Genomic DNA, 17,014 nt, shown 5'->3' on the forward strand with positions numbered 1-17,014 from the left:
GCTGCGGTCGATCCTCGCCACCTTCGCCGGTTTCAACCGACGCTGGCCCGGCGTTGCTGCGCCGCTGTTCCTCGTAGGTGCGGAATGCCTGGTGGATGTGCTTGCGCAACTCGTCGTCGTTCCATGGCTTGGTCAGGAAACGGTAGATCGCGCCGCGGTTGATCGCGTCGGTCACCGTGTTCAGATCGGTGTAGCCGGACAGCACCAGGCGGATCGTATCCGGGTACAGCATCTTCACCCGGCCGAGGAATTCGGTACCGCTCATGTCGCTCATGCGCTGGTCGGACAGGATCACCTGCACGTCGTTGATCGCCAGCAGGTCGAACGCATCGCGCACGTTGCCGGCGGCGAGGATGCGGTAGCCGTCGCGGCGGAACAGCCGAACCAGCGAGCGCAGCACGTTCTCCTCGTCATCCAGCAGCAGCAGGGTGCGGTCGGGACGGGTCTCGGCGAACGCCTCCGGGCGCAGGTAACGGCGGCGCAGGGTCATGCCGGCGGCATCGGCCGACATCGGTTCGCCGAACAGGTAGCCCTGGAACACATCGCAGTCGTTGCGGCGCAGGAAGCCCAGCTGCGCCTGCGACTCGACGCCATTGGCGATCACGGTCATGCCCAGCTGGTGGCCCATGGCGATGATCGCGCGGGCGATGGCGGCCTCGCGGTTGCCGGCCGGCGCGCTCTTGATGAAGCTGCGGTCGATCTTCAGCTTGTCCACCGGGTAGCGCACCAGCGCGCTCAGGCTGGAATCACCGGTGCCGAAGTTGTCCAGGCTCAGGCTGATGCCTTCATTGCGCAGGTTGGCCAGCGTCTCGTGCACGAAATTGACGTTGTTGGTCAGTGCGCTTTCGTTGATCTCCAGCGTCAGCATGTGCGCCGGAACACCGGCGGCCTGCATCAGCGACATCACCTCGGCGAAGAAGTTCGGCCGCAGCAGCTGCAGGGTGGAGACGTTCACCGCGATGGTGAAGTCATCGAAGCCCTGGTCGCGCCACATGCGTGCCTGTTTCAATGCGCCTTCCAGCACCCACGTGCCGATCTGCACGATGATCCCCAGCCGCTCGGCGGTACGCATGAAGCGCTCGGGCACCAGCATGCCCAGCGTGGGCGACTGCCAGCGCAGCAGCGCCTCCATGCCCACCACGTGGCCGTCGCGGGCGCTGACCAGCGGCTGGTAGCGCAGCTTCAGCTCGCCGTTGGGAATCGCATCGACGATCTGCCGCGCGATGATGCTCTCGCTGTGCGCGCTGGGCGGGGTATCCACCGCGTGGATGCGCACCGCGTTGCCGCCTTCGCGCGCGGCCTGGTACAGCGCGTCTTCGGCGTGGTCAAGCAGGCGCGAAGTGCTGCTGGCATGTTCGGGGCACAGGCTCACGCCCAGCTTGCCGGTCATGAACAGCGTGTACGGCAGCACCGACAGCGGCAGCTCCATCTGCTGCCGGATCTCCTCGGCGAAGTCTTCCGGTAGCGGCACGTCGGCGGTGCGCGGTACCGCGATCAGGAATTCGTCGCTGCCGTGGCGCCACAACTTGCCACGCCCGCGCAGGTAGGACTGCAGGCGCTGCGCCACCAGCACCAGGGCCTGGTCGCCCACTTCCGCGCTCATGTTCTCGTTCACCGAGGCGAAGTGGTCGATGTCCACATGCATCAGCATCAGCGCGGTACCGCCCGAAGCCGCGTCGGCGACCATCGCCTGCAGCTCGGGATTGCCGGCGCCAAGGCGGTCGGGTGCATCGTCGATGCTGACCGGGGGCAGGTTGGGATTCCACATAGGCTCAGTATTCCGGTGACTCGACGGCGGCCATGCCGGCCGCCTGGTAGGGGAGGTGGACGTCGACGAGGGTGCCTTCGCCATGCGCGGACTCGATCCGTACATGGCCACCGACACTCTGCGCGCGCTCGCGCATCACGATCAGGCCAAGCCCGCGCGGTCCATCCGGGTCGAAACCTTCGCCGTCATCGCGGATCTGCAGGTGCAGCCCGCGTTGCCCGACGTCACGCAGCTGCAGCTGCACCTGGCTGGCGCGCGCATGGCGCAGCACGTTGGTCAGGCTCTCCTGCGCGATGCGGAAGCAGGCCTGTTCGATGCTGTTGTCCGGGCGATGCGGCAGCGGCTCGATCTCGGCCAGCAGCTCCACCGGTGAGGACCGGAACAGCACGCGTGCCTGCCAGCTCAGCGCGGCCTCCAGCCCCAGTGCGTCCAGCTGCGGCGGGCGCAGCAGGGTGGAGATATCGCGCAGCTTGGCCACGGTGGTGTCGGCCAGGCTGACGATCTGCGCCAGGTCCTCGGCGCGGCGCTGCGGGTCATCTTCGTCCTGCGCCGCATAGGCCGACAGCTTGATCGCGGTGATCGCCTGGCCGATGTCGTCGTGCAGGTCGCGCGAGATCGCGCGGCGCTCGTCCTCCTGCAGCGAGAACAGGCGGCCGGCCATCGCCTGCAGCTCGCGGTTGCTGGTTTCCAGTGCGCTGCGGGTGCGCTCGGAATCGCTGAGGTCGCGCACGATCAACAGCTTGCAGTCGCGGCCGCCATAGCGCACTTCACCCACCGCCAGCCCGGCATGGAAGCTGCGGCCGTCGGCGCGCTGCATCGCCACCACGCTGCTGTGCCCGGGGCCCAGGTGCGGCTGCCCGGCGCGCAGCTGGCTGCGCACCCGCGCCAGGTCACCTGCAGCGACCAGCGCCGACAGCGGCTCGCCCAGCAGGGTGTGGCTGCCATAGCCGAACAGGCTGGCAGCCCACGCATTGGCATACAGCACGTGTTCGTCGGAGAGAATCACCACGCCGTCGGGCAGCACCCGCACCAGCTCGCGGAACTGTTCCTCGCGCTCGCGCAGCAGGCGCCGCGATTGTTCGCGCTCGGTCACGTCCTGCAGGGTGCCCAGCACGCGGCTGCGGCCGGACTCATCAATGCCACTGGCGGCGCGCAGGTGCACCATCAATGCACGGCCGTCCATCGACAGCAGCGGCAGCAGCACGTCCACCTGCACCGGGTCGCCGGAGCACAGCTCGGACAGCAGCTGTTCGGTCTGGGTGGCGGTGGCCGGGTCGGCCGGCACCAGCAGTTCGTCGAAACGGTGCCAGCGGCGCGCCTCGGGCGGGCGGCGGCCGAGCAGGCGATAGACCTGGTTGGAATAGCGGCCCAGGGCCGTGGACGGGTCCAGCTCCCATGCGCCGATGCGGGCCAGCTCGTGCGCCTCTTCCACCCGCGCCAGTGCCTGGTCACGGCGCAGCTGGGCCAGGTCCTCGGCGGTGCGGTCGATGGCGATCAGCAGGCGGGCATTGTGGCCGTCGTAGCTGATCGCATTGGAACGCAGTTCCATCTGGCGCTGACTGCCGTCACGCAGCTGCAACTGCGTGCGCAGGATGCACAATTCTTCCGGCGCCTCGCGGATTGCTTCCAGCTTGGTCTGCAGGGCCTGGTCCTGGCCTGGCGGCCACAGCACATCGATGGTCTGCTCCAGCAATTCGTCGCGTTCCCAGCCGAAGGTCGCGCAGGCGGCGGGGTTGGCATCGAGGATGGCCAGCGTATCCAGGTCGTAGACCAGGATTGGGCCGGGATTGCCCTCGAACATCTGCCGCAGCCGCAGTTCCGACGCCTGCTGCCGGGCATGGGTCTGCAGCACGTGCTCGGCCAGCGGGCGCAACAGCAGGTACAGCAGCCCGGCGCTGGCCAGGGCGAAGAATGCACCCTTCAGGCCCTGCCACAGCGCGGCCTGCTGCGGGTCGGGCACCAGTGCCTGCACCGCGCCGTCGGTCGCGATCATCCAGGCCAGCGCCATCACCAGGTAGCTCAGCACCACCCGCCGCCGGTCGCGGCTCAGCGCCTGCGCCATCCGCGGGTCGGAAACAGGGGCCTTGCCGGTAGGGTCTGCGGGCATGGATGGGAGGGATGAAAGGGGCGCCGGCCATCTTACCGCGCGGGTGTGCCCTGACCACTCAATTATCCGCCGCAGGCGCCGTTAACCACTGCGTGCCCCGCTGACGGGCGTGTCATCCGGAGCAAGATCGCGTGGACCAAGGGATCATCGCCAGCCTGCTGCAGCACCCGCTTGCGTCGGCGCTGGTCATCGTCGACCGTACGGGGCGCCCGTTGGCGGCCAATCCGGCTGCGCGCGAGCATGGCCTGCCGGCCACTGTGGCCGCCTATGCGCCGATGCTGGAAGATCTGCGCCTGATGGCCGCCGATGGCGGCATCGTGGCCTGTACGCTGCCCGGCGGCCCGCGCGGTCACTACGACGGCCACCTGCGCGCCGTGCACGATGGCGCCGGCAACCTGCTGGCGTTCACGCTGAGCGTTCCCGAGCCAACGCCGATCGATGGCGGCGGGCGCTGGGAGCTGGCGCTGGACAGTGCCGGCCACAGCCTGTGGGATTGGGATATTCCCAGTGACCGCGTGGCGCGAACCCCGGCGCTCGGCGATGAGACCGCCACCGAGATGTTGTCACGCGTCCACAGCGAGGACATCGGCCAGGTGCGTGCGGCACTGGACCAGCATCTGCGCGGGCAGAGCGAGCAGTACAGCGCGCAGTTCCGCTTCCGCCAGGCCGATGGCCAGTGGCGCTGGGTCCTGGACCGGGGGCGCGTGGTCGCGCGTACGGCCGATGGCCAGCCGCTGCGCATGGTCGGCACGCATACCGATATCGAGCAGCAGAAGCAGCTGGAATCGCTGCTGCAGGAACAGCAGCTGCACCTGAGCGAGGCGCAGCGCATCGCCAGCATGGGCAGCTGGTCGTTTGATCCGACCACCGGTCATTTCTGGTGGTCGCCGGAACTGCGCTCGCTGCTGGCGCTGGAGCAGGGCGCCGTGCCCGGCCAGCGGCGCTGGCTCAAGCAGTTGCACCCGCGCTCGCGCGGCGCGCTGCGCGCGGCCTGGCGGCGGTTGTGGCGCGATGGTCGCGCCGCCAACCTGGAGCTGGAGCTGACCCGCGGCAACGAGCCCTCGCAGCACCTGCGGCTGTGGATGCAGCCGCTGATGGGCATGGAGGGGCAGCCCAAGCGACTGCTCGGCCAGGTCCAGAACATCACCGAACAGCACCAGACCGATGCGCTGATCCGTTGGCGCACCGAACTGCTGAACCGCGTTTCCGCACTGGGCCGCATCGGCGGCTGCGAGATCGAGGTGCAGACCCGGCACATGCAGTGGACCGAGGAGTGCTACCGCATCCACGGCCTGCGCAAGGAGCCGATCACCCTCGACCAGGCGCTGGCGCTGTACACCGAGGATTCGCGCAGCGCCTTCGAAGCGGCGTTGTTGCGGATCGCCAATGGCGGGCTGCCCGAGCAGCTGGACCTGTGCTTCTACCGCCAGTCCGGCCTGCGGGTATGGGTGCAGGTGCTGGTCGAGCTGGACCGCCGTGATGGGCTGCCGCCGCGCTTCGTGGTGCTGTTCCGTGACATCACCCGCGAGCGCGAAGCCAACGAGCGCATCGAGCTGCTGGCGCATTACGACCTGCTCACCGGCCTTCCAAACCGTGTGCTGCTCGGCGAGCAGACCGCCGAAGCCATCGAGGAAGCGCGCGACCGCGGCACCTCGCTGGCAATGCTGTTCATCGACCTGGACGGCTTCAAGACCATCAACGACAGCTTCGGCCACGCCACCGGCGATGCGCTGCTGAAGGCGGCCGCAACCCGGCTGCACCAGAACCTGCGCAACAACGATCTGTTCGGTCGTTTCAGCGGCGATGAGTTCATCGTCGTACTGCGCGACCTGGCCGAGCCGGAAGACGCCGGCCACGTGGCACGCAAGCTGATCGCCTCGTTGGCCGAGCCGCTGCGCCGGGGCGAGACCACGTTGAAGGTGGGTGCCAGCGTCGGCATTGCGATGCTGGGTGATGCACAGACCGACTTCGATTCGCTGCTGCGCGCGGCCGACGCTGCGATGTACGCGGCCAAGGAAGCCGGGCGCAACACCTACCAGTACTACAGCCAGGACGCACTGGCCCGGATCCAGCGCAAGCTTGAACTGGAGCATGCGCTGCACGGCGCCATCGAACGCGAAGAGTTCAGCCTGGCCTATCAGCCGCTGCTGCACGCGCACCAGGGCGAACCGCCGGCGATCGAGGCGCTGCTGCGCTGGCATCGTCCGGGCATCGGCTATTGCAGCCCGGCCGAGTTCATTCCCATTGCCGAAAAGTGCGGCGAGATCGTGCGCATCGGCGACTGGGTGCTGAACGAAGCCTGCCGGCAGGCGACGGCCTGGGACCACGCTGGCCTGCGTTTCGATCGCATCGCAGTCAATGTATCGGCGGTGCAGCTGCGTGACCGTGGTTTCGCCGAGCGTGTGATCGAGATCTGCCACGCGCACGGCTGGCCGCCACAGCGGCTGGAGCTGGAACTGACCGAGTCGGCGCTGATCCGTGACACCGACATCCTGCGCCACTGCTTCGACGTGCTGGAACGGCACGGCGTGCCCCTGGCCGTGGATGACTTCGGCACCGGCTTCTCCAACCTCAACTACCTCAACCGTTTCCCGGTGGGGCGCCTGAAGATCGACCGAAGTTTCGTGCAGGGCATGCTGCACGATTCGGGTACAGCCGAGGTGACCCAGGCCATCGTGCATCTGGGCCACGCGCTGGGCATGAAGGTGGTGGCCGAAGGCGTGGAAACGCACCAGGAAGAAGACATGCTGCGCCGCCAGGGCTGCGATGAGATCCAGGGCTACCTGTACTCGCGCCCGCTCAGCCCGCGTGACCTGGCGCAGTGGCTGCGCCAGCAGCACCCGTCACCGATGCGCACCGACGCCAGCGGCGAAGTGGTGCTGGTGCGCTGACCGTATCTGGACCGGCTCTGGTGGGTGCCGACCTTCTCTGGTGGGTGCCGACCTTGGTCGGCACTGACGCCTGCACGCGCGATCATCCACGCATCAGAATCCCGCTCTGATAGGTGCCGACCTTGGGCGGCACGGATGCCTGCGCCCGCGAACATCCACACATCAGAATCCCGCTCTGGTGGGTGCCGACCTTGGTCGGCACGGATGCCTGCACGCGCGATCATCCACGCATCAGAATCCCGCTCTGATAGGTGCCGACCTTGGTCGGCACGGATGCCTGCGCCCGCGTTCATCCACGCATGGCGTGGATCTCTATCTCAATGCTTCCCCATCCAGGCCCAGGTCCCACGCCAGGCCCAGCAGCTCGTTGTCCGCACGGGTCGGGGCAGGGCGCGCATCGGCCAGTTGCTGAAGCTCGCGTATCTCCTCGCGGGCGACGTCCTCCAGCTGTTGCAGCTGCTCACGCACGCTCGCGTTGCGCGGGCGCTCGGTGTCGGTGAGGGAGGGCAGGGCGCGGATCAGGGTCATGGTGCGCGTACAGGATGCATCCAACGGCGGGTCACAGGCAAAGGCCCCGGACGAACCGGGGCCTTTCGGGCTGCCGGTGGCGGCAGCGGACATCAGGATCAGAACAGCTCGACGGTACCGGCGCCCATGCTCTGCTGGGCAACCGGCTTGTGCGGCGGGCGCTCCCATTCGCTACGCAGTTCGCGCAGGCGGCTGCCAGTGCGCTGCAGGGCGGTGGCGATCTCTTCGTCGAACACGCCGCCATTGCGGTGCAGCAGCTCCTGCAGGGCCACCGCTTCGCGGTTGATCGCGGTCAGCCGGTCCAGGTGGGTGTGCACGCCGCCCAGCGCCTGGGTGGCGATGTCTTCGAACTGCAGGGCGCGCACGGCCTCGGCCACGCTGCCATCGATCGAACGGGCACACTCGGAGACTTCGCGCATGCCGTCGCCCAGCGAGGCGTTGATCTGAGCGACGTTGTCGAGCATGGCCGCCGCTTCCTGGCGCGCTTCACGGGAGCGGTCCATATCGCGCGAGGCCATGTGCGAGACCGTCTCGCGCACCTTGGCGATGGCGTCCTTGGAGCTGTGCGCCAACTTGCGGATCTGCTCGTTGAACGTGGTCGAGCGCTCGGACAGGTTGCGCACTTCGTCGGCCACCACGGCGAAGCCACGACCGGCTTCACCGGCACGCGCGGCTTCAATGGCGGCGTTCAGGGCCAGCAGGTTGGTCTGGTCAGCAATCGACTTGACGTCTTCCAGCAGCGCGAAGATGCCATCCAGGTGCTGCGCCATCTGGTCGATGTGCTGCACGGTGGTGCTGCTCTGGCCGCTGACCTGCTCCAGCGCCTCCACCAGCTGCTCCATGCGATGGCTGGCGTGCTGGGCAAAGCGGGCAACGTCGAGACCGGCGCTGCCTTCATCACCGGCGCGGTCAACGATGCGCGACAGGGCCTGGCTCTGCTGGCGCGACTTGCGGTTCATCGCATCGAAGCTGCCGCCCAGGCTGGAAACGGCCTGGCGGATCAGGTCACGGGCACGTTCCACTTCGCCGCGCGAACCGTCGATCTCGTTGCCGACGAAGTTGCGCAGTTCGGTCAGCAGCTGGTCCTGCTCACGCAGCACACGGGCATGTTCCGGGGAACGGTGCGCCTGGGCGCGGGTGGTCCACCACGCAAAGCCAAGCCAGCTCAGCGTCATCGTGGTCAGGATCGCCCAGCGCAGGGCGGCCGGCCATTCGAAACCGATGGCGAAGGGGAGCAGCAGGGTCAGAGCCAGGGGGGCGGCCAGACGGATGAAAATGCGTGAGTACATGGACGTTCTCGGGAGGTGCACGGAGGATGTATCGGCCGTACCCCCTTTCTCTTTAACGTCGATGTGCCTTGAAGTGCATTCTGAATGCGCCGGTTTTCCGGCGCTTGGCGCGTCGTTGCGTGGTGCGCTCGCCGGGCGATGCCCGGCGATTGTGGGTGAAGATCAGGCCAGCTGACGGTCCACGGCCTCGATCATCGCCTTGCGGCTGAACAGGAAGTCCCAGTAGCTGCCGCCCAGCTGCCGCCACAGTACCGCCGAGCGCACCGCGGCCAGCAGCAGGGCGCGGATCTCGGCGACCACGCCGGCCTGGCCCAGGTAGTGCGGGTTGCCCTGCACCATCACTCGCGGTTTCAGGTGGCTGATGGTGTCGGCATACAGGCCGCCCAGGTTGGCCAGCACGTCCGGGTGGCCGCTGTCACCCAGTTCGCTGGCCTGTCGCTGGGCGCGCTCGATGCCCGAGGCGACCTTGTTCACGGTCGCCCCGTCCTGCACGAAGCGCCGCTCCAGCTGCAGCACCGACAGCGCCAGCTTGGGCAGGATCGGGTCCTGGCCCTGGCTGCGGAAGTAGTTGTGCAGCAGGCGCAGGCCCGCCTTCAGCGCGTCGCGGTCACCGAACACCTCCTGCGGCGAGGACGCGTCGACGCGGAACACGCTGTCCACGGCAGTGCGCACGGCAGCGGCGTCGGAATGGCCGGTATCGGCGATGCGGCGTACCTGCTGCAGGGCCTGGGCAATGCCGGCCAAGGCCAGGACGCGGTCGTCGACGGTGAAACTCATGCAGCGATTACCTCAAAAGGAGAAGGGGTGGTGCGCAGGCGCTGTTCCAGCGGCGCATCGGTGGCGGCGATCACCGCGCCACCCAGGCACACATCACCGTCATACAGCACCAGCGACTGGCCGGGGGTGACGGCGCGTTGCGGGCGGGCGAAGCTGACCAGCACGCTGCCATCGTCCAGCACTTCGACCGTACACGGCTCGTCGGGTTGGCGGTAGCGGGTCTGTGCGGCGCATTCGAAGCGCCGCGCCGGCGGCGAGCCGGCAATCCAGTGCGCGGTCTCCGAGCGCAGGCGGTCAGACAACATCCAGCGGCTTTCGCGGTCCTGGTCCACGTACAGCACGTTGCTGGCCACGTCCTTGCCGACCACGTACCACGGCGCGGCCGGACGGCCGCGTACGCCGCCGATGTTCAGGCCTTCGCGCTGGCCCAGGGTGAAATAGAACACGCCCGGATGCTCGGCGATCACGCTGCCGTCGGCCGGGTCGAGGATCTGGCCCGGCTTGGCCGGCAGGTAACGGCCAAGGAACTCGCGGAAGTCGCGCTCGCCGATGAAGCAGATGCCGGTGGAGTCCTTCTTGGCGTGGGTCGGCAGGCCGACGTCGCGCGCGATCCGGCGCAGGTCGCTCTTTTCAAGATCGCCGATCGGGAACAGCGTCGCCGCCAGCTGCTGCTGGCCGAGCTGGTGCAGGAAGTAGCTCTGGTCCTTGGAGCGGTCGGCGCCGCGCAGTAGCAGCCACTGGCCGCCGCGCTGGGTCACCCGCGCGTAGTGGCCGGTGGCGATGCGCTCGGCACCCAGTTCGCGGGCCGCGTCCAGGAAGTGCTTGAACTTCACCTCGCGGTTGCACAGCACATCCGGGTTTGGTGTGCGGCCGGCAGCGTACTCGGCCAGGAAGTGCTCGAACACGCCCTGCCAGTACTCGCTGGAGAAATCGCGGAAGTGGAACGGAATGCCGAGCAGGCCGCAGACCGCCACCGCATCGCGGCGGTCATCTTCGGCGCGGCAGTCGCCACTGCCGTCATCGGCCCAGTTCTGCATGAACAGGCCGGCTACGGCTTCGCCCTGCTGTACCAGGCGCCAGGCGGCAACCGAGGAATCGACGCCACCGGAGACGCCCACCATCACCCGCGGAGTGCTCATGCGACCTCCCTGACCAGCGAAAGGGGATGGCGCTGGCCACCCAGGAAATCAGCCACCACCTGCCAGACCAGCGGGCTGCGCAGGCGTTCGCCAGCGGACTGCAGCTCGGCCGGGGTCAGCCACAGCGCGCGGTCGATGCCGGTGTCCAGCGGCTGCACCGGGTCATGTGAGAGCGGGCGTGCCGCATAGCAGAAGCGCAGGAAGGTGGTGCCGTCGCCGGCGGTCCACTGGTAGCAGCCGATGAAGTGGGTCAGCTGCACCGTCCAGCCGGTTTCCTCGCGGGTCTCGCGCAGGGCCGCCTCGGCCAGGCTTTCGCCCGGCTCGAGGTGGCCGGCCGGCTGGTTCAGCACCTGCCGGCCCTCGATGGTCTCTTCGACCAGCAGCAGGCGGCCGCCGTCGACCACGACGGTGGCGACGGTGGCGTGCGGTGCCCAGCGCGGGTCCGGCGTGGTGTTCACATCAGAATTCGTCCTTCTTGGTCAGTTCCAGCTCCATCGCATCGGCGGTGCGGATGGCCGCATCGATGGCGTCGCTGAGCTGGTCGGCGCTGGCATCGGCGTCGATCTTCACCACGAACATGGCGGTGGTGTCCTGCTTCACCCAGCCACCCATCTTGGCATCCTGCGAATCCTCCAGCAGGCGGTTGGCCACGGCCACCGGGAACTGCTTGGTCTTGGCGATGTAGGCCGGCGACCAGATCTCGCGGATGTTGTGGGTACCGAAATCTTCCACCGACGAACGCACATAGACCATCTGCGTGCGGTCACCCTCGACGTCGAAGACCATGCGGTAATCGCCGTCCTCGTCCACCTCATAGGTGTAACCCAGCTTGTCCAGGTGGCGGGCCACGGCCTTGTCGGCCTCGGTCGCGGCGGCGGCAGAGCCGGCGGCGACCAGGCCGATCAGCAGGGCAGGCAGAAGGGTCCTTTTCATGAAGATCCTGTGAAGCAGATTTGAAAGAAGCTGCAATTGTGACGGTGGGCGTCCGTGTCGTCCAATCCGCGGCAGGCCGACGCAGGCCGGGCGCAACCTCTATAATGGATGGATGCCCCATGAGTCTTCCCCCGATTCCCATCACGAGCACGGCGTTGCCGTGGAGCCCGCGCGCCCGGAAGTGGCGCCGCCGCCGTTCTACCAGGTGATGCTGCTCAACGACGACTACACCCCGATGGATTTCGTGGTGGACGTGCTGCAGCAGTTCTTCAGCATGGACCTGGACAAGGCCACGCAGGTGATGCTGCACGTGCATACGCGTGGCCGTGGTGTATGCGGGGTGTTCACCCGCGAAGTGGCCGAGACCAAGGTCGCCCAGGTCAACGAGTACTCGCGGATGAACCAGCATCCGTTGCTGTGCACGATGGAAAAAGCCTGACCGGCTGCTGATTCTCGTCCGGGCACATTGATTCCGGACCCGTTGTGCCCACCAAGGTGGGCACCTACCAGGGCGCAGGCCTGTATCGATCCCGGACGGGGCGTGCCCACCAAGGTGGGCACCTGCCAGGGCACAGGCCTGTATCGATCCCGGACGGGGTGTGCCCACCCGGGTGGGCACCTGCCAAGTGCGGATCACCCCGCCGCCAGCGCCTCCAGCGCCATCCGCGCCACTGCCCCGTCCACGTCCGCGAGGTCACCGTCATCGCGGAACCACACCGCCGACAGCCCCACGCTGGCTGCGATCCAGCGCAGCAGGCGCGCCCGTTCCAGGCCGGCCAGCGTGCTCACCTGTTCCAGCCGGGCGGCAAACCGCTCCGGGCGCGTGGCCACATGGATACCCGGGCCGCACAGGTCCGGGTTGCTGAACAGTGTCGTGTAATCAAAGGCACGGTCGCCCAACAGCCGCTTCGGGTCGATCGCCAGCCAGCCGCGCGGGCCGAAATCCAGCACGTTGTCGTGGTGCAGGTCACCGTGCAGGGGCCGGATCTCCTGTTCGTCCTGCAGCAGCTCCTCCGCCATTGACCTGCACTGTTCCAATAATGGCGGTAGCGCAGCCCTTGGCTGCAGCAGGTCGGCGAACCATGTACGCAGGCAGACCAGTTCCGCTGGCGGTGCGCTCCGTGGCCGGTGCAGCTGCTGCAGGACCTGGCACAGGATCGTGGTGCAGGCGTCATCGTTGCCGTCGATCGAGCGTTGCCGCAGCGAGTCGCCGCGTGCGCGTTCGATCAGGATCGCCGGCCCGTCGTGGGCCAGCAGGCGGGCGGCGCCGTCACCGTCCCACCAGCGCAGCAGGCGATGGCTGTTCTGCTCCTCGGTTTCGCTGCTGACCTTCAGCATCGCCGGCTCGCCGGCGGCGGTCAGTACCGGCCAGAGCAGGGCATGGGGCGTTTTGATGGATGCGCCATCACGCCGCAATCGCCAGCGGCTCAGGTAGGGTTCGCTCATGCTGGGCGGGCTGTCCTGGAGTGAATGAAGATCAAGCAATCTCTACTGCTAACGCCATCTGAACGCAGCAATCCGCTAGGGTGATGGAAAACGCGTAGTCAGGCCGCATATTGTCCCCATCTGCCGCCGGAGTAATCCATGTTCAGCAAAGACCTCGAACACACCATCGGCCAGTGCTACAAGCGCGCCCGTGAGGCCCGGCATGAGTTCATGACGGTCGAACACCTGCTGTTGGCACTGCTCGACAACCCGTCCGCCCAGGCCGTTCTGAAGGCCTGTGGGGCCGACGCCGAACGCCTGCGCCAGGAACTGGAGCAGGCCATCGAGGCCTCTGTGTCGCGCCTGGCCGAAGATGACGGCCGCGACACCCAGCCGACCCTCGGCTTCCAGCGCGTGCTGCAGCGGGCCGTGTACCACGTGCAGTCCTCGGGCAAGAAGGAGGTCACCGGCGCCAACGTGCTGGTCGCCATCTTCGGCGAAAAGGACTCCCACGCCGTCTATTACCTCAACCAGCAGGACGTTACCCGGCTGGACGTGGTCAATTACCTGTCCCACGGCATCGCCAAGCTGGGTGAGGAGGGCGAGCAGCCGTCCTCGTCCTCCGAGGGCGAGGGCCGCATCGAGGGCGGGGACGGCGAGCCGAAGGGCGACGCCCTGACCGAATTCGCCAGCAACCTCAACGAACAGGCCCGGGCCGGTCGCATCGACCCGCTGGTCGGCCGTGCCGACGAGATCGAGCGCACCATCCAGGTGCTGTGCCGCCGCCGCAAGAACAATCCGCTGTACGTGGGTGAGGCCGGCGTGGGCAAGACCGCGATTGCCGAGGGCCTGGCCCGCCGCATCGTCGAGGGTTCGGTGCCCGACGTGCTGGCCGATGCCGTGATCTACTCGCTCGACCTGGGCGCGCTGGTGGCCGGCACCAAGTACCGGGGCGACTTCGAAAAGCGCCTGAAGAGCGTGCTGACCGCGCTGAAGAAGGTGCCCAATGCGGTGCTGTTCATCGACGAGATCCACACCATCATCGGTGCCGGTTCGGCCTCGGGCGGCACCATGGATGCGTCCAACCTGATCAAGCCGGCGCTGGCCTCGGGTGAGCTGCGCTGCATCGGCTCGACCACCTTCCAGGAGTACCGTGGCATCTTCGAGAAGGATCGGGCGCTGGCCCGGCGCTTCCAGAAGATCGATATCGTCGAGCCGACCGTCGGCGAGACCTACGAGATCCTGCAGGGGCTGAAGTCCAAGTACGAGCTGCACCACGGCGTGACCTATTCCGACGAGGCATTGCAGGCTGCCGTGGACCTGTCGGTGAAGCACATCGGCGACCGCCTGCTGCCTGACAAGGCCATCGACGTGATCGACGAGGCCGGCGCCCGCCAGCGCCTGCTGCCGGAAGGCGAGCGCAAGGAGCTGATCGACGTCGAGGAAGTCGAGGCGATCGTCGCCAAGATGGCGCGCATCCCGACCAAGCAGGTCAGTGCCACCGACAAGGATGTGCTGCAGCACCTGGAGCGCAACCTGAAGATGGTGATCTTCGGTCAGGATCCGGCCATCGAGACGCTGTCTTCGGCGATCAAGCTGGCCCGCTCGGGCCTGGGCAACCCGGAAAAGCCGATCGGCAACTTCCTGTTCGCCGGCCCGACCGGTGTCGGCAAGACCGAGGTGACCAAGCAGCTGGCGCTGCAGCTGGGCATCGAGCTGGTCCGCTTCGACATGTCCGAGTACATGGAGCCGCATTCGATCAGCCGCCTGATCGGTGCGCCCCCGGGCTACGTCGGCTTCGACCAGGGTGGCCTGCTGACCGAAAAGATCGTCAAGACGCCGCACTGCGTGCTGCTGCTGGACGAAATCGAGAAGGCGCACCCGGACATCTTCAACATCCTGCTGCAGGTGATGGACCGCGGCGTGCTGACCGATACCAACGGTCGCGAGGCCAACTTCAAGAACGTGGTGCTGGTGATGACCACCAATGCCGGCGCGGCGCAGGCCTCGCGGCGTTCGATCGGTTTCACCAAGCAGGACCATGCCACCGACGCGATGGAGACCATTCGCCGCGCCTTCACCCCGGAATTCCGCAACCGCCTCGACGCGGTAGTGCAGTTCCAGGCACTGGGCTTCGAGCACATCCTGCGCGTGGTCGACAAGTTCCTGATCGAGCTGGAGATGTTGCTGCAGGACAAGCACGTCAGCCTGTCGGCTACCCCGACCGCGCGCGACTGGCTGGCCCACCACGGCTTCGACCCGCTGATGGGTGCCCGTCCGATGGCCCGCGTGATCCAGGACAAGATCAAGCGTCCGCTGGCCGACGAACTGCTGTTCGGCAAGCTGGTGAACGGTGGCAAGGTCAGCATCGACGTCCGTGACGACGAGCTGGTGGTCGAAACCCAGGCCGAACCGGAGCGTCTGTTGCCGGTGACGGTGGAGTAAAGCCGGCGCCGGGCGCAACCCGGCAACAAGCAGGGGCAAGGGCGGCTTCGGCCGCCCTTGTCGTGCCTGCGGTCAGCGGCTGCGACGGCGCACTTCGCGCTTGAACTGCACGGCATCGATCGGTTCGATGCGCGACACGTCGCAGGTGGCATTGCCGGTGTCGAGCTGGCTGCGGCCTTCACCGCACAACTGATCCGCCTCCTTCCTGCCGTCGGTCCTGAAGCCGAGGCGGGTGGCCAGCACGGCCGAAGGACAGCTGCTGCGGAAGTGCACGATGTAGTGGTCGTCGCCGGTGCGCAGCAACACGTTCTTGTCTGCGCCGGCGCGCACGATCTGCTGCTCGCCGGCCAGCGGTACGCATTGGGTGGGGGTGGTGTCGGCGGCCTGGGCGGTCGGCGCCAGCAGGCCGGTCACGGCCAGGGCGAGGGCGGTGAGCAGGGAGGGCATCTTCATGGCGGTGCGAGGGGGTAGCGATCCGGACTGGACCGGATTGCAGATTGCCGTCGCCGTTGCACATGCGAATCTGCCGCAAGCGGGGCTGACCGACGTCACGGTGAGTTCGGTCACGATGACCTTCGGCAGGGCCGGATTGCAGGCATGACAAAAGGCCAGCAACCAGGGCTGGCCTTGTCGGAGTGGCGCCAGGCGCCGACCGCTTACTTCATGCGGTAGGTGATACGACCCTTGGTCAGGTCGTAGGGGGTCATTTCAACCTTGACCCGGTCACCGGTAAGGATGCGGATGTAGTTCTTGCGCATGCGGCCGGAAATGTGGGCAATGATTTCGTGCCCATTTTCCAGACGAACGCGGAAAGTGGTGTTCGGCAGCGTCTCGCTGACGGTGCCCTCGAACTCGATGGAATCGTCTTTCGACATGTAGTCCTGTGCGGTTCAGAAAACGGCCACGCTGGGCCTAAGGCGCGGTATTTTACGCGTGACCGGGCCAGCTTGCAAAGTTTGTGTTAACCCCCGGCCAAATCCCGTGCCGGCAGCCGTCCGACCGCCCTGGTCCACGGGCCTTCGCGCCCGTTGCCGCGCACGGCCTGTCGCACATGCGCCAGGAATTCGGCGCGCGGCAGGTGCTCGGCCCCCATCCGCAGCAGATGCGGATTCTCCACCTGCGCATCGATCAGCGCCCAGCCCCAGCCGCGCAGGGTGGCCGCCAGCGCCGCCAGTGCGATCTTGGAGCCGCCGCTGGCGCCGCTGAACATGCTCTCGCCGAAAAACATCGACCCGATCGCCACCCCGTAGATACCCCCGACCAGGGTCTGCCGGTCCCAGACCTCGAAGGAGTGGGCGAAACCGAGGTCGTGCAGCTGGCTGTAGGCCTCGATCATCGCCGGGCTGATCCAGGTGCCATCCTGGCCCGGGCGGGGCGCGGCGGCACAGTCCTGCATCACCCGGCTGAAGGCCGTGTCGGCGGTGACTTCCCACGTGCTGCCGCGCAGCTGGCGACGGAAGCGGCTGGACAGGTGCACACCCTCGGTGCGAAACACCATGCGCGGGTCCGGCGACCACCACAGGATCGGCTCGCCCTCGCTGAACCATGGAAAGATGCCGCCGGCATAGGCGTTCAGCAGTCGTACCGGGTGCAGGTCGCCGCCTACCGCGAGCAGGCCATCGGGCTGGCGCAGCGCGGTCTCGGCCGGCGGGAAGGGGGCGTCCGGCGCATCGGCCAGGCGCCAGGGCAGCTGGCGGGTCATGCAGGCAATT

15 protein-coding genes are annotated in these 17,014 nt (G+C 67.4%); 3 read left to right on the forward strand and 12 right to left on the reverse strand.

The window, feature by feature from the left end; all coding sequences use genetic code 11:
- Together N7590_RS10110 and N7590_RS10115 are read right to left on the reverse strand one after the other, a co-directional pair.
- Window positions 1-1,768 (reverse strand): EAL domain-containing protein (locus N7590_RS10110; RefSeq protein WP_279935441.1); only part of this gene is annotated, 1,768 nt, incomplete at its 3' end.
- 4 nt (window positions 1,769-1,772) lie between these two features.
- Complete coding sequence (locus tag N7590_RS10115) at window positions 1,773-3,875, reverse strand: PAS domain-containing sensor histidine kinase (RefSeq protein ID WP_164240887.1); 2,103 nt, start codon at window positions 3,873-3,875, stop codon at window positions 1,773-1,775.
- Window positions 3,876-4,006: 131 nt separating this feature from the next.
- Here N7590_RS10115 and N7590_RS10120 point away from each other — a divergent pair, with 131 nt between their 5' ends.
- The gene (locus N7590_RS10120) at window positions 4,007-6,766 is read left to right on the forward strand and encodes an EAL domain-containing protein (RefSeq protein ID WP_053511947.1); all 2,760 of its coding nucleotides are present in this window, start codon (window positions 4,007-4,009) and stop codon (window positions 6,764-6,766) included.
- A 312-nt stretch (window positions 6,767-7,078) separates the two neighbouring features.
- On the opposite strand, the gene N7590_RS10125 is transcribed toward N7590_RS10120, so the two are convergent.
- From N7590_RS10125 to N7590_RS10150, 6 genes are all read right to left on the reverse strand, one after another.
- On the reverse strand, window positions 7,079-7,294 hold the full coding sequence (locus tag N7590_RS10125) for a hypothetical protein (protein ID WP_053449690.1): 216 nt from the start codon (window positions 7,292-7,294) through the stop codon (window positions 7,079-7,081).
- A 98-nt stretch (window positions 7,295-7,392) separates the two neighbouring features.
- Window positions 7,393-8,583, reverse strand: coding sequence for a methyl-accepting chemotaxis protein (locus tag N7590_RS10130; RefSeq protein WP_049446363.1), 1,191 nt, complete (start codon window positions 8,581-8,583; stop codon window positions 7,393-7,395).
- A gap of 162 nt (window positions 8,584-8,745) precedes the next feature.
- Window positions 8,746-9,360 (reverse strand): high frequency lysogenization protein HflD, encoded by a 615-nt coding sequence (gene hflD / locus N7590_RS10135; protein WP_053512108.1) that lies wholly within the window; start codon window positions 9,358-9,360, stop codon window positions 8,746-8,748.
- Window positions 9,357-10,499 carry a tRNA 2-thiouridine(34) synthase MnmA gene (gene mnmA / locus N7590_RS10140; protein ID WP_164240886.1) on the reverse strand — a complete coding sequence of 381 codons (1,143 nt, stop codon included), beginning with the start codon at window positions 10,497-10,499 and terminating at the stop codon, window positions 9,357-9,359. Before mnmA ends, hflD begins: the two co-directional genes overlap by 4 nt.
- Window positions 10,496-10,957 (reverse strand): NUDIX hydrolase, encoded by a 462-nt coding sequence (locus N7590_RS10145; RefSeq protein WP_053512110.1) that lies wholly within the window; start codon window positions 10,955-10,957, stop codon window positions 10,496-10,498. Before N7590_RS10145 ends, mnmA begins: the two co-directional genes overlap by 4 nt.
- 1 nt (window position 10,958) lies before the next feature.
- Window positions 10,959-11,432: a hypothetical protein gene (locus N7590_RS10150; RefSeq protein WP_053512111.1), complete on the reverse strand. Its 474-nt coding sequence runs from the start codon at window positions 11,430-11,432 to the stop codon at window positions 10,959-10,961.
- A gap of 112 nt (window positions 11,433-11,544) precedes the next feature.
- Between N7590_RS10150 and clpS the strand changes: the two genes are divergently transcribed.
- Window positions 11,545-11,871: an ATP-dependent Clp protease adapter ClpS gene (gene clpS / locus N7590_RS10155; RefSeq protein WP_006444529.1), complete on the forward strand. Its 327-nt coding sequence runs from the start codon at window positions 11,545-11,547 to the stop codon at window positions 11,869-11,871.
- Window positions 11,872-12,065: 194 nt separating this feature from the next.
- On the opposite strand, the gene N7590_RS10160 is transcribed toward clpS, so the two are convergent.
- The gene (locus N7590_RS10160) at window positions 12,066-12,878 is read right to left on the reverse strand and encodes an APH(6) family putative aminoglycoside O-phosphotransferase (RefSeq protein ID WP_053511873.1); all 813 of its coding nucleotides are present in this window, start codon (window positions 12,876-12,878) and stop codon (window positions 12,066-12,068) included.
- A gap of 138 nt (window positions 12,879-13,016) precedes the next feature.
- Here N7590_RS10160 and clpA point away from each other — a divergent pair, with 138 nt between their 5' ends.
- Entirely contained in the window at window positions 13,017-15,302 is a 2,286-nt protein-coding gene (gene clpA, locus N7590_RS10165; RefSeq protein ID WP_053511872.1) for an ATP-dependent Clp protease ATP-binding subunit ClpA, read from the forward strand.
- Window positions 15,303-15,374: 72 nt separating this feature from the next.
- Here clpA and N7590_RS10170 read toward each other — a convergent pair whose 3' ends face one another.
- From N7590_RS10170 to aat, 3 genes are all read right to left on the reverse strand, one after another.
- On the reverse strand, window positions 15,375-15,755 hold the full coding sequence (locus N7590_RS10170; RefSeq protein WP_164240885.1) for a hypothetical protein: 381 nt from the start codon (window positions 15,753-15,755) through the stop codon (window positions 15,375-15,377).
- A gap of 203 nt (window positions 15,756-15,958) precedes the next feature.
- Window positions 15,959-16,177: a translation initiation factor IF-1 gene (gene infA / locus N7590_RS10175; RefSeq protein WP_005409596.1), complete on the reverse strand. Its 219-nt coding sequence runs from the start codon at window positions 16,175-16,177 to the stop codon at window positions 15,959-15,961.
- Between the two features lie 86 nt (window positions 16,178-16,263).
- Window positions 16,264-17,004 carry a leucyl/phenylalanyl-tRNA--protein transferase gene (aat, locus tag N7590_RS10180; RefSeq protein ID WP_053511870.1) on the reverse strand — a complete coding sequence of 247 codons (741 nt, stop codon included), beginning with the start codon at window positions 17,002-17,004 and terminating at the stop codon, window positions 16,264-16,266.
- Window positions 17,005-17,014 lie beyond the last annotated feature (10 nt).

The organism is Stenotrophomonas sp. GD04024 (assembly GCF_029837545.1).
GTDB lineage: Bacteria > Pseudomonadota > Gammaproteobacteria > Xanthomonadales > Xanthomonadaceae > Stenotrophomonas > Stenotrophomonas forensis.

Bases quoted from the DNA above. Each gene is read 5' to 3' on its own strand.
- N7590_RS10115 (WP_164240887.1), bottom strand. From the start codon at position 3,875: ATGCCCGCAGACCCTACCGGCAAGGCCCCTGTTTCCGACCCGCGGATG.
- N7590_RS10125 (WP_053449690.1), bottom strand. From the start codon at position 7,294: ATGACCCTGATCCGCGCCCTGCCCTCCCTCACCGACACCGAGCGCCCG.
- N7590_RS10130 (WP_049446363.1), bottom strand. From the start codon at position 8,583: ATGTACTCACGCATTTTCATCCGTCTGGCCGCCCCCCTGGCTCTGACC.
- hflD (WP_053512108.1), bottom strand. From the start codon at position 9,360: ATGAGTTTCACCGTCGACGACCGCGTCCTGGCCTTGGCCGGCATTGCC.
- mnmA (WP_164240886.1), bottom strand. From the start codon at position 10,499: ATGAGCACTCCGCGGGTGATGGTGGGCGTCTCCGGTGGCGTCGATTCC.
- N7590_RS10150 (WP_053512111.1), bottom strand. From the start codon at position 11,432: ATGAAAAGGACCCTTCTGCCTGCCCTGCTGATCGGCCTGGTCGCCGCC.
- clpS (WP_006444529.1), top strand. From the start codon at position 11,545: ATGCCCCATGAGTCTTCCCCCGATTCCCATCACGAGCACGGCGTTGCC.
- N7590_RS10160 (WP_053511873.1), bottom strand. From the start codon at position 12,878: ATGAGCGAACCCTACCTGAGCCGCTGGCGATTGCGGCGTGATGGCGCA.
- clpA (WP_053511872.1), top strand. From the start codon at position 13,017: ATGTTCAGCAAAGACCTCGAACACACCATCGGCCAGTGCTACAAGCGC.
- N7590_RS10170 (WP_164240885.1), bottom strand. From the start codon at position 15,755: ATGAAGATGCCCTCCCTGCTCACCGCCCTCGCCCTGGCCGTGACCGGC.
- infA (WP_005409596.1), bottom strand. From the start codon at position 16,177: ATGTCGAAAGACGATTCCATCGAGTTCGAGGGCACCGTCAGCGAGACG.
- aat (WP_053511870.1), bottom strand. From the start codon at position 17,004: ATGACCCGCCAGCTGCCCTGGCGCCTGGCCGATGCGCCGGACGCCCCC.